Genomic DNA, 14,827 nt, shown 5'->3' with positions numbered 1-14,827 from the left:
GCATGTCGCTGACCTGAACCGACGGATCGACAAGAGGCTCCGATGAACAATGAGAAGAAGCTTCTCGACTACCTCAAGCGAGTGACGGCGGACCTGCACCACACCCGCGAACGGCTGCGCGAGCTGGAGACGGCTGAACAGGAACCGGTCGCGGTCGTCGCGATGAGCTGCCGCTACCCGGGAGGCGTGGCCTCGCCGGAGGACCTGTGGCGGCTCGTCGCCGAGGAGCGCGACGCGATCGGCCCCTTCCCCGCCGACCGCGGCTGGGACCTGGGGGCCCTCTACGACGCCGACCCCGGCAGCTCCGGCACCAGCTACGTACGCGAAGGCGGATTCGTCCACGACGCAGGTGAGTTCGACGCCTCGCTGTTCGGCATCTCGCCGCGCGAGGCCCTGGCCATGGACCCCCAGCAGCGCCTGGTGCTCGAACTCGCCTGGGAGGTCATGGAACGTGGCCGGATCGCACCGGACTCGCTGCGCGGAGCCCAGGTCGGGGTGTTCGTCGGCAGTGGCAGCCAGGACTACTACGAGGACCTCTCCCGGCCGGCCGGCTCCAGGGCCGTCGAGGACTACCTGAGCACCGGCAACGCGGCCTCGGTGCTCTCCGGCCGGGTGGCCTACACCTTCGGCCTGGAAGGCCCGGCCGTCACCGTCGACACCGCCTGCTCCTCCTCGCTCGTCGCCCTGCACCTCGCCGGACGGGCGCTCCAACGGCGCGAGTGCTCGCTCGCGCTGGCCGGCGGCGTGATGGTGATGTCCGCGCCCGGACCGTTCCTCGCGTTCAGCCGGCAGCGCGGGCTCGCGGCCGACGGCCGCTGCAAGGCCTTCTCCGACGACGCGGACGGCACCGGCTGGGCCGAGGGAGCCGGCCTGCTGCTGCTCGAGCGGCTCTCCGACGCCCGCCGCAACGGGCACCCCGTGCTGGCCGTCATCCGAGGCTCGGCCGTCAACTCCGACGGCGCGTCCAACGGCTTGACGGCACCCAACGGCCCTTCGCAGCAGCGCGCCATCCGCCGGGCGCTGGCCGACGCCGGGCTGTCCGCGGCCGAGGTGGACACGGTGGAGGGACATGGGACCGGCACGACGCTGGGCGACCCGATCGAGGCGCAGGCCGTCATCGCCGCCTACGGTCAGGACCGGCCCGAGGACCGTCCGCTGTGGCTGGGCTCCCTGAAGTCCAACATCGGCCACGCGCAGGCCGCCGCCGGCGTGGCGGGCGTCATCAAGATGGTCATGGCCATGCGACACGGCGTGCTCCCGCGCACCCTGCACGTCTCCGAACCCACCCGGCAGGTCGACTGGACCGCAGGACGGGTCCGCCTGCTCACCGAGGCCAGGGAGTGGTCGCGCGGTGAACGGCCGCGCCGCGCCGGGGTGTCGTCGTTCGGCGTCAGCGGCACCAACGCGCACCTGATCGTCGAGGAGGCCGAACCGGCGCCTGCCGAACCCGTCGGCTCCCCCCGGCCCGGCCGGCCGACCGGCGTGCCCGTGCCGTGGCCGGTCTCCGGACACAGCGCGGACGCGCTGCGCGCCCAGGCCGACCGCCTGCGCGTCCACCTGGAGGAGAACCCGGAAACCGACGCGTCCGACATAGGCCGCTCCCTGGCCGCCACCCGAGCCGTTCTGGACCACCGCGCTGTGGTGCTCGCCGAGAACACCGCCGACGGCATCGGCAAAATGGCCGCGCTCGCCGCGGACGAGCCGCATCCCGAGGTACTGCGCGGCACCGCCGACGACGGGCCGACTGCCTTCCTCTTCACCGGGCAGGGCGCCCAGTCGGTGGCCATGGGCCGTGAACTCCACTCCCTGTACCCGGAGTTCGCCGAGCCGCTGGACGCCGTGTGCGCCGAGTTCGACAAACGCCTCGACCGCCCCCTGCGCGAGGTGATGTTCGAGGACGCCGAGGCGCTCGACCGCACCGAGTACGCCCAGCCCGCGCTCTTCGCGGTGGAGGTGGCGCTGTACCGGCTGCTGGAGTCGTGGGGCGTGACGCCCGACCTGCTGCTCGGCCATTCCATCGGCGAGCTCGCCGCCGCCCATGTCGCGGGTGTGTGGTCCCTTGAGGACGCCTGCACACTGGTGGCGGCCCGCGGTCGGCTGATGCAGGCGCTGCCGGCGGGCGGAGCCATGGCCGCGGTGCAGGCCACCGAGGACGAGGTGCGACCCCTGCTCGACGACCGGGTCGGCATCGCCGCCGTCAACGGGCCGTCGTCCGTGGTGGTCTCCGGCGAGGAGGAGTCGGTCCTCGGCATCGTGGCGGCCTTCGCGAAGCAGGGCCGCAGGACGCACAGGCTGCGGGTCTCCCACGCCTTCCACTCACCCCTGATGGAGGAGATGCTCGACGACTTCGGACGTGTCGCCAAGTCGCTGGCGTACGCCGAGCCGGACATCCCAGTGGTCTCCCACACGGCCGACGGACCGGTCGCCGCCCACGAACTGTGCTCACCGGAGTACTGGGTGCGCCACGTCCGCGAGGCCGTCCGCTTCCACGAAGGCATCCGCCACCTGGAGGCCGAGGGCGTCACACGGTACGTCGAGATCGGCCCGGACGGCGTGCTCACCGCCCTGGTGCGCGACTGCCTGACCGACACGGCGGACAACGCGGTCCTGTACCCGCTGCTGCGCCGCGACCGCGGCGAGGCACGGACGCTGCTCACCGCCCTGGCCGGATTGCACACCGCGGGCGCCACCCCGGACTGGACGGCCGTGCACGACGCACGCGGAGCCCGTACGGTTCCGCTGCCGACGTACGCCTTCCAGCGCCGCCGCTACTGGCTGGAGGACCGCACGCGGCGCGACGGGGTGACCGCCGCGGGCCTGGACGCCGCGGGACACCCGCTGCTGGGCGCGGCCGTCTCTCTCGCGGACACCGGCGGTGTCGTCCTCAGCGGCATCCTGTCCACTGGCCGGCACCCGTGGCTGACCCACCACCGGGCCGGGGACACCGTGACCCTGCCGGGCACCGCGTTCCTGGAACTGGCGATCCACGCGGGCGACCAGGTCGGCTGTACCCGGGTGGCGGAACTGACCCTGGGCGCCCCGCTGGTGCTGCCGGAGCACCACGGCGTACGGGTGCAGGTCGCCGTGGGCGGTGCCGACGCATCGGGGGCACGTCACCTCACGGTGCACTCGCGGCCGGAGGAGGCCGCCCCGGACACCGAGTGGACCACGCACGCCACGGGAGTGCTGGAGCCGCCGAGCGCCCAGCCTGCCACCGGACCGGACGCATGGCCGCCCGTCGGCGCCGAGCCGATCGACCTCACCGTTCTGTACGAGGAGTTCGAGGACTCGGGCCTGGCCTACGGCCCGGCCTTCCGCGGACTGCGCGCGGCATGGCGCCTGGGCGAGGAGATCCACGCCGAGGTACGGCTCCCCGAGGAGGTGTCGGGCGAGGCGGTGGCCTTCGGACTGCACCCGGCGGCCCTGGACGCTGCCACCCACGCGCTGCGCGCCGCCGGAGGCGACGAGGCCGGCGCCGCGGGCCGCCTCCCCTTCTCCTGGTCCGGAGCGGAACTGCACGCCGCCGGCGCCTCGGTCCTGCGAGTCCGCTTCACCCCCACCGGCGACGACTCGTACGCGATCACCGTCGCGGACGCCGCCGGCGCCCCGGTGGCCACTGTCGACTCCGCCGTCTTCCGTCCCGTCGCCCCGTCGCGGCTCTCCGTCGCGGGCCGCCCCCCGCTCCACCGGATCCACTGGCAGCCGATCGCCGCGCCGGCCCCCGCCGCGCCGCCGAGTGCGGCCCTCTTCGAGAAGGCGGCGGCCACCGGGGACGCGGTACCGGACGCGGTCCTTTTGGAGTGCACCGGCGCAGAAGAGGTGCGCGCCGCCACCCACCGGGCGCTGGCCGCCGTCCAGAGCTGGCTCGGGGACGACCGGTTCGCCGACTCGACCCTGGTCTTCGTGACGACGGGCGCCGTCGCGGCCGACGGCGACGGGCCGACGGACCTCGCCGGTGCCGCGGTCTGGGGCCTGGTCCGCTCCGCGCAGGCCGAGCACCCCGGCCGGTTCGTGCTGCTCGACGTGGAGCGGGGGACCGACACCGAGGCGCTCCTACCCGCCGTCCTCGGCTCGGCGGAGCCCCAGCTCGCCGTACGAGACGGCCGTCTCCACGTCCCGCGGCTGGCCCGCGTCCCGCAGGCCGAGGAGCATGGCGGCGACCTGCCCCGGCTGGACCCGGACGGCACCGTCCTCGTCACCGGCGCATCCGGAGCCCTCGGCGGCGCCGTCGCCCGCCACCTGGTCGCCGAACACGGCGTCCGGCACCTCCTGTTGGTCAGCCGCAAGGGACCCGACGGCGTGGCCGGGCTGACCGGGGAACTCTCGGCGGCCGGGGCCCGGGTCACGGTCGCGGCCTGCGACCTCACCGACCGCGCCGCGCTCGCCGAAGTCCTGGCGGCCATACCCGGCGAGCATCCGCTGACCGCGGTCGTCCACGCCGCGGGAGCGCTCGACGACGGTGTGCTGACCTCCCTCACCCCGGAACGCCTGGACGCCGTACTGGGACCGAAGGCCGAGGCCGCCCTCCGGCTGCACGAGCTCACCCGAGACCTGGACCTGGCCGGCTTCGTCCTCTTCTCCTCGCTCTCGGGACTGCTGGGCGCCCCCGGCCAGGGCAACTACGCCGCCGCCAACGCCTTCCTCGACGCCCTGGCCGCCCACCGGCGGGCCGCGGGACTGCCCGCCCTCTCGCTCGCCTGGGGATGGTGGGGGCAAGAGGGCGGCATGGCGGACACCCTCGAGGAGACCGACCGTGCCCGGCTGTCCCACAGCGGGGTGCTGCCCCTGTCCACGGGGCAGGGCCTGGCACTCTTCGACGCCGCCCTGGGCTCCGCCGACCCCCTGGTCGTCGCCGCCCGGTTCGACCTGTCGGCTCTGCGCGCGCCCGGCGCCGAGACGCCCGCGGCCCTGCGCGGACTGACCGGGGGTGGTGGGCCCCGGCGCGCTGCGGCCAGTGCCGCCGCGCAGGACACCGCCACACTCGCCGAGACGCTGCGGGCCCTGCCGGAGGACGAACGCCCCGCCGCAGTCCTGGACCTGGTCCGCGCCCGGGTGGCCGCCGTCCTGGGTCACGGCTCCCTCGAAGACGTCGAACCCGGCAAGGAGTTCCAGCAGCTCGGCTTCGACTCGCTGACCGCCGTCGAACTGCGCAACGGGCTCAACACGGCCACCGGACTGCGGCTGCCCGCCACCCTGGTCTTCGACCACCCGACACCGGCGGTCCTCGCCCGGCACCTCCTGGCCGAACTGACCGGGGCGGCCGACGGGGCCGCGGCCCCGGCCGCCGCCCCCCGGACCGGCGACGCGATCGCGATCGTCGGTATGGCCTGCCGGTTCCCCGGCGGCGCGCACACCCCCGACGACCTGTGGCGGCTCGTCAGCGAGGGAATCGACGCCATCGGCGAGTTCCCCGCCGACCGCGGCTGGGACCTGGACGGCCTCTACGACCCGGACGGGCGAAGGCCCGGTACCACCTACGTCCGCGAAGGCGGATTCGTGTACGACGCGGGCGACTTCGACCCGGGCTTCTTCGGTGTCTCCCCGAAGGAGGCCGCACTGCTCGACCCGCAGCAGCGGTTGCTGCTGGAGGCGTCCTGGGAGGCCCTTGAGCGAGGCGGCATCGACCCCGTGTCGCTGCGCGGCAGCGCCACCGGCGTCTACGCCGGTGTCCAGTACCACGACTACGTGGGCAGCAACAGCACCGGAGCCGTCGTCTCCGGCCGGGTTGCCTACACCCTGGGTCTGGAGGGTCCGGCGGTGTCGGTGGACACCGCCTGCTCCTCCTCCCTGGTGGCCATGCACATGGCCGCCCAGACGCTGAGGACGGGCGAGTGCTCACTCGCGCTCGTCGGGGGAGTGACCGTCATGGCCACCCCGGAGACCTTCACCGAGTTCAGCCGGCAGCGCGGGCTGGCCCCGGACGGCCGCTGCAAGGCGTTCTCCGGAGAGGCGGACGGCACCGCCTGGTCCGAAGGTGTGGGTGTGCTGGTGCTGGAGCGGTTGTCGGACGCGCTGCGCAACGGGCATCGGGTGTTGGCGGTGGTGCGGGGCAGCGCGGTGAACCAGGACGGTGCGTCCAACGGTCTGACGGCGCCGAACGGGCCTTCGCAGCAGCGGGTGATTCGGGCGGCGTTGGCTGATGCCGGGTTGTCCGGGGCTGAGGTGGATGTGGTGGAGGCGCATGGAACGGGGACGCGTCTGGGTGATCCGATCGAGGCGCAGGCGCTGCTGGCGACCTATGGCCGGGACCGTGAGGCGGATCGTCCGTTGTGGCTGGGGTCGGTGAAGTCCAATATCGGGCACACCCAGGCGGCGGCGGGTGTGGCTGGTGTGATCAAGATGGTGATGGCGATGCGGTCCGGGGTGTTGCCGCGGACGTTGCATGTGGATGAGCCGTCGCCGCAGGTGGACTGGTCGGCGGGTGCGGTGGAGTTGCTCACCGAGGCGATGCCCTGGGAGCCCGGCGACCACCCGCGCCGTGCGGGGGTCTCCTCGTTCGGCGTCAGCGGCACCAACGCGCACGTGATCATCGAGGAACACGTTGCCGCGCCGGACCCGGCCGAGGAGCCGACCGCGGGCGAGGCCCCGTCGGAGCGGGCGGTCTCCGGAGCCGTGCCGTGGCCGCTGGCAGCCCGTACCGGGGCGGCCCTGCGCGCCCAGGCCGAGCGCATGCTGGCCCGTCTCGACGAGGACCCGGACCTGGACCTCGCGGACATCGGGTACTCACTGGCGACCACCCGGTCGGTCTTCGACCACCGCGCCGTCCTGTTCGGCAGCAGGCGACCGGAGTTCCTGCGCGGTCTGATGGCGTTGGCGGATGGTGAGGAGGCGCCGGGTCTGGTTCGGGGTGTGGCGGATGCCGGGGGTCGGACGGCGTTCGTGTTCTCGGGTCAGGGGTCGCAGCGTGCCGGTATGGGGCGTGAGTTGTACGACGCGTTCCCGGTGTTCGCCGAGGCTTTTGATGCGGTGTGTGCGGTGTTGGACGGGCGTGTGGGGCGTTCGTTGCGGGATGTTGTGTTTGCGCTGGAGGGCGGTGCGGATGCGGCGTTGTTGGACGCGACGGGGTTTACGCAGCCGGCGTTGTTCGCGGTGCAGGTGGCGTTGTTCCGGCTGTTGGAGTCCTGGGGTGTGGTGCCGGATGTGCTGGTGGGTCATTCGGTCGGTGAGCTCGCGGCTGCGCATGTGGCGGGTGTGTGGTCGCTTGAGGATGCCTGTGCGTTGGTGGTGGCTCGTGGTCGGTTGATGCAGGCGTTGCCTTCGGGTGGTGCGATGGTGGCGTTGGAGGCTGGTGAGGCGGAGGTGTTGCCGTTGCTGGCGGGGGTTGGGGGCCGGGCTGGTGTGGCGGCGGTCAATGGTCCGGTGTCGGTGGTGGTGTCGGGTGAGGCCGCGGTGGTGGAGTCGGTGGCGCGGGAGGTGGCTGGCTGGGGTCGGCGGGTTCGTCGTCTGGCGGTGAGTCATGCGTTTCATTCGCCGTTGATGGAGCCGATGTTGGGTGAGTTCCGGGAGGTGGCCGAGGGACTCACCTACCACCGGCCGGAGATCCCGATCGTCTCCACGCTGACGGGCGCGGTGGCCACGGCGGAGGAGTTGTGCGATCCGGGCTACTGGGTGTCGCACGTGCGTCGGCCGGTCCGTTTCCACGACGCGGTAAGGGTGTTGGAGGAGCAGGGGGTGGGCCGGTTCGTGGAGATCGGTCCTGACGCCACTTGCACCGCCATGGCACAGCAGTGTCTGGCCGAGGGTCGGGATGCGGTGTGTGTGCCGTTGCTGGCCAAGGACGCCGACGAGCCGGGTGTGGTGCTGCGGGCGTTGGCCGGTCTGCACACCACTGGTGCTCCGGTGGACTGGTCGGCCCTGTTCGCCGGTACCGGGGCACGCCGGGTCGACCTGCCCACCTACCCCTTCCAGCACAAGCGGTACTGGGTGGACAGCACCAGCGGTGCCCCCGCCCCCGGAGCCACCGGCCACCCGCTGCTCGGACCAGCCGTCGAACTCGCCGACTCCGGCGGGCTGCTGTTCACCGGCAGGCTCTCGGCGGGAACCCACTCGTGGCTGGAGGACCACAAGCCCGGCGGCCGGATTCTGTTCCCCGGCACCGGCATGGTGGAGATGGCCGTACACGCCGGCGAGTCGGTGGGCTGCCCGCGCCTGGAGGAACTCACCCACGAGGCGCCGCTGGTGGTACCACCGCGCTCCGGAGTGCGCGTGCAGTGCATGCTGTCCGCTCCGGACAGTGACGGCACACGGCGATTCAGCCTGCACTCGCGGCCCGAGGGGGCGGACGACGGCCGGCCCTGGACCCGGCATACGACCGGCGTGCTGGCCCCGACCGGCGGGCGCCCGTCCTTCGACCTGTCCGCCTGGCCTCCGGCCGGGGCCGAAGAGGTGTCGCTGGACGGCATGTACGAGGAACTCGCGGACCGCGGGCTGGACTACGGACCCGCCTTCCGAGGTCTGCGCCGGGCCTGGAAGCGTGGCGACGAGGTCTACGCCGAGGTCGCCCTGGACCGGTCCGAGCAGGCCGGGGCGGAGAACTACGGCCTGCATCCCGCCGTGTTCGACGCGGCACTGCACACGATCGGCATCGGTGGCTCCAACGCGGCCGCCCGCGAGGCCGCGCTGCCCTTCACCTGGGAACGGGTGGAGCTGTACGCCGTCGGCGCGAGTGCGCTGCGGATCCGGGTGCGGCGCCCCGGCGCCGGGCACGCGGCGCTGGACATGGCCGACGGGACCGGACGGCCGGTGGCCACCGTCGGCTCGCTGGTGCTGCGCCCGATGTCGGCCCAGGAACCGGACCCGGCCCCCGCCCCCACCGCCGACTCGCTCTTCCGGACGGAATGGCGCCCGCTGCCGGTCGGCGAGGCCGCGGCCACGGGACGCTGGAGTGTGCTGGGCCAGGACCGTTGGGGCCTGGCCGGCGAGTGCGGCGCCCAGGTCGTACCGGACCTGGACGCGGCGGTGGGCAGCGACATCGTGCTGCTGCCCTGCGGAGGCGAGGAACGGCGGCCGGGGGAGGAGGTGCACCGCGTTCTCGGCCTGCTGCAGTCCTGGCTGGCCGACGAGCGGTTCGCCGCCGGGAAGCTGGTCGTCGTCACATGCTGCGCCACCGCCGTCGGCGGAAGTACCGCCGTGGATCTGGCCGGTGCTGCCGTGGGTGGCCTGGTGCGCTCCGCCCAGGCGGAGCACCCCGATCGGGTCCTGCTCGTCGACCTGGGCGCCGAGGACACGGCCGCCGCCGGAGCCCGACTGCGCGGGCTGTCCACGGCGGTGACCGCGGACGAACCCCATCTGGTGCTGCGCGGCGGAGGCGTCCGGGTGCCGCGGCTGGTCCGGGCGACCGTGTCCGGCACCGGAGCCGGACCGGCCTGGGACTCCGAGGGCACAGTGCTGATCACCGGCGCGACAGGTGCGCTCGGCAGGCTGGTCGCCCGCCACGTGGTGGCCCGGCACGGTGTCCGGCACCTGCTGCTGGCCGGACGCCGGGGCCCGGACGCACCCGGCGCCGCCGAACTGCGCGCGGAGCTCACCGGATTGGGAGCCACGGTCTCGCTGGTCGCCTGTGACGTCGCCGACCCGGAAGCGACCGCCGCCATGCTGGCGACGGTGCCCGCCGAGCACCCACTGACCGCGGTGGTGCACGCCGCGGGCGTGCTCGACGACGCGGTCGTGTCCTCCCTGACCCCCGAACGAGTGGACCGCGTCCTGCGGCCCAAGGTGGACGCGGCCCTGGTACTGGACCGGCTGACCAGGGACCTGGACCTGTCGGCGTTCGTCCTGTTCTCCTCGGCCGCCGGAGTGCTCGGCGCGCCGGGACAGGGCAGCTACGCCGCCGCCAACGCCTTCCTGGACGCCCTGGCCGCGCGGCGCAGGGCGGCCGGGCTCGCCGCGACCTCTCTGGCCTGGGGCCTGTGGGACACCGGCGGCGACGGCATGGCGGCCGGGCTCGGTGAGGCGGACGTCCGGCGCATCGCGACCGGCGGCATCGGCGCGCTGACCCCCGAGGAGGGGCTGGCCCTTTTCGACAGCGCGCTCGGCACGGACGAGCCCGCTCTGCTGCCCATGCGCCTCGACACGGACGCCTACGCCGTCGGCGAGCCCGACGACGTACCGGCGCCGCTGCGCGACCTGGTGCGCCCGGCACCGCGCAGGGCCGCGCAGGACACCCCCGAGGACTCGGTCGGCGCCCTGCGGGACCGCCTCGCCCAGGCGCCGCCGCACAAGCGGCTGCCGATGCTGCTCGAACTCGTGCGGACGCATGCGGCCTCCCTGCTGGGACACGAGGGGCGCGAAGCCGTCGAGCCGGACCGCGCGTTCAGCGAGCTCGGCTTCGACTCGCTGGCCGCGGTCGGGTTCCGCAACAAGCTCACCCTGGTCACCGGGTTGCGGCTGCCGGCGAGCCTGATCTTCGACCACCCCAGCCCGCGGGCCCTCGCCGCCCACCTGTACGCGGAACTGGCGCCCGAGCCGGAGGACGCCGGAGCGGGCGGGGACGACGGGCGTACGCCGACCGACAAGGAGATCCGCCGGATCCTGGCCGCCGTACCGCCGGCCAGGCTGCGCGACAGCGGGCTGCTGGACACCCTGCGCGCGTTCGCCGATGCCGAGGCAGGGGAGCAGGCCCCGGCGCCGGAGGCGAACGGCGCCATCGACGAGATCGACACGATGAGCGCCGAGGACCTCATCGCCAGGGCGATGGGAGGCGAGTAAGGGGGCGCACACGCGTCCCGGTGAGGCAGGGGCGGCACCAGCCCCTATGGGGCCCCTTAGGGGTTGGTGCCGGTGCCCTTCGCTGGCTAGACATGGTGACGCGGTACGGCCGACGGGAGGGAACGGGATGGCGGTCGCGGCGACAGCCAAGGGGTGGCTGCCCTTCGGGGAGTTCCGGACGTGGTACCGGGTGACCGGCCAACCCGGCAGGGGAAGGCCGGCCGTCGTCACCGTGCACGGCGGCCCAGGCAGCACCCACGACTACCTGCTGAGCCTGTGCGCCCTGGCACATGAGGGTTGGCCGGTGGTCCACTACGACCAGCTCGGCAACGGCGGCTCCAGCCATCTGCCGGACCGTGGCGCGGACTTCTGGACCATCGAGTTGTTCCTGGCCGAGTTGGAGAACCTGCTGCGGGGCTTGGGCGTCGCCGACGACTATGTGCTGTTCGGCCAGTCCTGGGGCGGGATGCTGGCTGCCCGGCACGCCGCCTCACGCCCGCCCGGTCTGCGCGGACTGGTCATCGCCAACGCGCCCGCCTCGTACGTGCTGTGGCGCGCCGAGATGGAGAGGCTGCGGGCCGACCTGCCGCCGGAGGTCGACGCGACACTGCGCCGCCACGAGGCAGCGGGAACGACCGACACCGAGGAGTACTTCCGGGCCATGCGGGTCTTCTACGACCGGCACGTGTGCCGGATCGTGCCCTGGCCGCGCGACTACCAGGCGTCGTTCATGGAGACGGCCGGCAACCCCACTGTCTACTCGGTGATGAACGGGCCGAGCGAGTTCCATGTCACCGGAACACTGAAGGACTGGTCGGTCGAGGAGTTCCTGCCCGACATCGAGGTGCCGACCCTGATCGTCTCGGGGCGGTACGACGAGGCCACGCCCGCGACGGTCAGGCCTTACCACGAACTCGTCCGCCAAGCGCGCTGGGAACTGTTCGAGGAGTCCAGCCACATGCCGCACCTGGAGGAACCGGAGCGCTTCCGGGCCGTCATGGTCGAGTACTTGAGGAGCCTCGGCACCGCCGAGCAGGAAGGGCAGTGACACATGGAGAGCGCGACGCGACCGGGCACCGCGATGGTCTTTCCCGGCATGGGGCCGACACGGTTTGCGGACGTCGGAAAGTTCATGCTGCTCAACCCCTACGCGCGCCGGCTGGTCGCGGCTGCCGACGCGCGGCTCGGCTATTCCCTGGTCGACCGGTTCCGTGAGACGCCGGGGGACTACTCGGAGTACGCCCAGGCGGCGTTCCTGGTGAACTGCCTCGCCCTGGCCGAGTGGGCGGAGCTGGAACTGGGGGTCGCACCCGAGGTGTGCACCGGGGCCAGCTTCGGGGCGAAGACGGCGATCGCCCACACGGGAGCCCTGCCCTTCGAGGACGCGGTGTGGATGACCGCTCGGCTGGCGCGCTGCATGGAGGAGTACTTCGCCACCGAGCACCGGGACGTGGTGACGTGCTCCTTCGTGCGGACCCCGGGCGAGCAGGTGAGCGAGGCGCTGGAGGAACTGCGCGGCCGGGGCGAGTGGTGCGACGTCTCCTGCCACATCGACCACGACTTCTACATGGTGACCCTGCGCGAGCGGAACGTGGACTGGCTGGACCGGAAGGTACGGGCCATGGGGGGCCTCACCCTCTACACCATGCGGCCCCCGATGCACTCGCCGGCCTTCGGTGAGCTGCGGCGCAGGGCCGAGGAGGAGGTGCTGGCCGAGCTGGACTTCGCCGATCCGGCCCTGCCCCTGGTGACCGACCAGGACGGCACATTGGTGCGCTCCGCCGACGACGTGCGCACCATGCTCCTGGACGGCTTCGTCCGGCCGCTGCGCTGGCCGACCGTCGTGGCCTCGCTGCGCGAACTGGGCGTGGGCACGGTGTGCGTGGCCGGCCCCGACAGCCTGTTCTCCAGGGTGGCGTGCACAAAGGAGAACTTCGAGGTCGTCGCCGCGGGGCCGCAGCTCGCGCTGCGGCCGCGGCGCCGGGCGGCCGTGCAGTGACGGCTCAGTCCGCTGACTGGAGGGACCACTCCAAGGCCCGCCACAGCGACCCCGCGGTCTCGAAGGTCTCCAGCGTCAGCGCGTCCTCCGCGAACCTGATCCCGTAGGAGCCCTCCAGCACGGAGAGCAACTCCACCATGGAAAGCGAGTCGAGACCGTAATCGCGAAGAACGGTCTCCATTTCAAGCTCTTCCTCGCCCGGCAGGAAGGGAAGGTGCTTCCGCAGAATCTCCTCGTACGAGTTGTCCCACATTTCAGCTCCATGAATCACGAGCCGCCGCGCGGAATGCGAAGCCGGATTGCTCGGCTCAGCAACGTACCGGCGAGGTCAAGGACAGTTCGACCCGAACCGACCCCTAAAACACCCTCATCGCAGCGGAGAACGAGGATATGGACACGGACACCGGGCCCGCACTGCACGCGCGTTTCCTGCGAGGGCTCGAGCGCTCCCCGGACGCCCCGGCGTTCGAGGTCGGGACCGAGGCCCCGACCTACGCGCAGACGCACCGCCGGGCCGTGCTGTGGGCCGGAGCGCTGGTACGGGCAGAGGCCCGCACCGTAGGGGTGCTCGCCGGCAAGGGAACCACCGCCTACACCGGCATCCTGGCCGCGCTGTACGCCGGCGCCGCGGTGGTGCCGCTGCGGCCCGACTTCCCCCCGGACCGCACCCGCCGGATGCTCGACGCCTCCGAAGCCACCGCCGTGGTGGCCGACCGGGCGGGGGCGGAGGCACTGCCCGCACTGACAGCCGGCCGCGACCCCGTCGACGTCCTCGCCCCCGAGGGCGGCCCCGGGACGCTCGTGCCGGAACCGGGCCACGCCCTGGCCCGGCCGCGGCCGGTGGGGCCGGGGGACCCGGCCTTCCTGCTGTTCACGTCGGGGTCGACCGGACGCCCCAAGGGCGTGGTCGTCACTCACGGCGGCACCGACCACTACTTCCGGCTGCTGGACGAGCGCTACGACTTCGGTCCCGGCGACGCCTTCTCACAGACCTTCGACCTCAACTTCGACTGCGCGTTGTTCGACATGTTCTGCGCCTGGGGCGCCGGCGCACGGCTGGTGGCCGTGCCCGCACCGGCGTACCGCGACCTGCCCACCTTCCTCGCGGAGCGCCGGATCACCGTGTGGTTCTCCACTCCCAGCGCCATCGGCCTGGTCCGCAGGACGGGCCGGCTCGGTGCCGCCTCCATTCCTGGCCTGCGCTGGAGCTTCTTCGCCGGCGAGGCGCTGCAGTGCGGCGACGCCGCCGACTGGGAGCGCGCCGCGCCCGCCTCGGCGCTGGAGAACCTGTACGGGCCGACGGAGCTGACCGTCACCGTGACCGCGCACCGCTGGTCCGCGGACGTTTCGCCCCGCCGGGCCGTCAACGGCGTGGTGCCCGTCGGGGCCCCGCACCCGGGCCACGAACTGCTGCTCCTGGACGGGGACGGGCGCCCCGCGGCCGACGAGGGGGAGCTGTGCGTGACCGGCCCGCAGCTCACCCCCGGCTACCTGGACCCGGACGACGGGCGGGACCGCTTCCTGCACCACGACGCCCTGGTCTGGTACCGCACCGGTGACCGGGTGCGGCGGCTGGAGGACGGGGAACTGCTCTACCTGGGAAGGCTGGACACGCAGGTCCAGGTGCACGGCTGGCGGGTCGAGCTCGCCGAGGTCGACCACGCCCTGCGGGCCTGCCCCGGTGTGGAGGAGGCCGCGACGGTGGGCGTTGCGACGGACTCGGGCACCGAGCTCTTCGCGTTCTACACAGGCACCCCTACGCCTCCCGCGGAGCTCGCCCGCGGCCTGCGCCGGACTCTCCCGGAAGGGGTGGTGCCCCGTCACTACCGGCATCTGGACGTGCTTCCCCTCAACCCCAACCGGAAGGTCGACAGGTCCGCGCTCACCGCCCGGGCCGGGGAACTCCTCGCCCGTCACGGACGAGCCGTTCCGGAAGCGTCCGCACATTAGAGGCCGTTAGGGGTGGGGCTCCGGGTTCGCGGTGCTGTAGTTTCCGGACCGCCGAGGAAAACGGGCGGGGAAAACACAAGGGAGTTTTCTCGGCCGGTGATTTTCCGGCGGATCGACAAAGCGGATCGACATATGGGCGCAGACATTCGCCAGGCAGGCTGGAGCGCGGCA

At 73.0% G+C, this 14,827-nt stretch carries 5 protein-coding genes; 4 read left to right on the top strand and 1 reads right to left on the bottom strand.

Annotation, left to right across the window (positions count from 1 at the left end; genetic code table 11):
- Window positions 1–42 precede the first annotated feature (42 nt).
- The 3 genes from ACFU8W_RS40355 to ACFU8W_RS40345 all read left to right on the top strand — a co-directional run bounded on the left by ACFU8W_RS40355 (window position 43) and on the right by ACFU8W_RS40345 (window position 12,706).
- Window positions 43–10,707, top strand: a complete 10,665-nt coding sequence (locus ACFU8W_RS40355; RefSeq protein ID WP_384048763.1) for an SDR family NAD(P)-dependent oxidoreductase — start codon at window positions 43–45, stop codon at window positions 10,705–10,707.
- 127 nt (window positions 10,708–10,834) lie between these two features.
- Window positions 10,835–11,755 (top strand): proline iminopeptidase-family hydrolase, encoded by a 921-nt coding sequence (locus ACFU8W_RS40350; RefSeq protein ID WP_384048760.1) that lies wholly within the window; start codon window positions 10,835–10,837, stop codon window positions 11,753–11,755.
- Between the two features lie 3 nt (window positions 11,756–11,758).
- Entirely contained in the window at window positions 11,759–12,706 is a 948-nt protein-coding gene (locus ACFU8W_RS40345) for an ACP S-malonyltransferase (protein ID WP_345509555.1), read from the top strand.
- A 4-nt stretch (window positions 12,707–12,710) separates the two neighbouring features.
- On the opposite strand, the gene ACFU8W_RS40340 is transcribed toward ACFU8W_RS40345, so the two are convergent.
- Complete coding sequence (locus ACFU8W_RS40340) at window positions 12,711–12,959, bottom strand: acyl carrier protein (protein WP_384048757.1); 249 nt, start codon at window positions 12,957–12,959, stop codon at window positions 12,711–12,713.
- Between the two features lie 137 nt (window positions 12,960–13,096).
- On the opposite strand from ACFU8W_RS40340, the gene ACFU8W_RS40335 reads away from it, so the two are divergent.
- Window positions 13,097–14,656 carry an AMP-binding protein gene (locus tag ACFU8W_RS40335; protein WP_384048754.1) on the top strand — a complete coding sequence of 520 codons (1,560 nt, stop codon included), beginning with the start codon at window positions 13,097–13,099 and terminating at the stop codon, window positions 14,654–14,656.
- Window positions 14,657–14,827 lie beyond the last annotated feature (171 nt).

Origin of the sequence: Streptomyces sp. NPDC057565, from assembly GCF_042801455.1 — a bacterium.
In the GTDB taxonomy this organism is placed as follows: Bacteria; Actinomycetota; Actinomycetes; order Streptomycetales; family Streptomycetaceae; genus Streptomyces; species Streptomyces yanii.
Note: the sequence above shows the minus strand (reverse complement) of the source record. Positions and strands in the feature narration are given on the sequence as shown.

Bases quoted from the DNA above. Each gene is read 5' to 3' on its own strand.
- ACFU8W_RS40355 (WP_384048763.1), top strand. From the start codon at position 43: ATGAACAATGAGAAGAAGCTTCTCGACTACCTCAAGCGAGTGACGGCG.
- ACFU8W_RS40350 (WP_384048760.1), top strand. From the start codon at position 10,835: ATGGCGGTCGCGGCGACAGCCAAGGGGTGGCTGCCCTTCGGGGAGTTC.
- ACFU8W_RS40345 (WP_345509555.1), top strand. From the start codon at position 11,759: ATGGAGAGCGCGACGCGACCGGGCACCGCGATGGTCTTTCCCGGCATG.
- ACFU8W_RS40340 (WP_384048757.1), bottom strand. From the start codon at position 12,959: ATGTGGGACAACTCGTACGAGGAGATTCTGCGGAAGCACCTTCCCTTC.
- ACFU8W_RS40335 (WP_384048754.1), top strand. From the start codon at position 13,097: ATGGACACGGACACCGGGCCCGCACTGCACGCGCGTTTCCTGCGAGGG.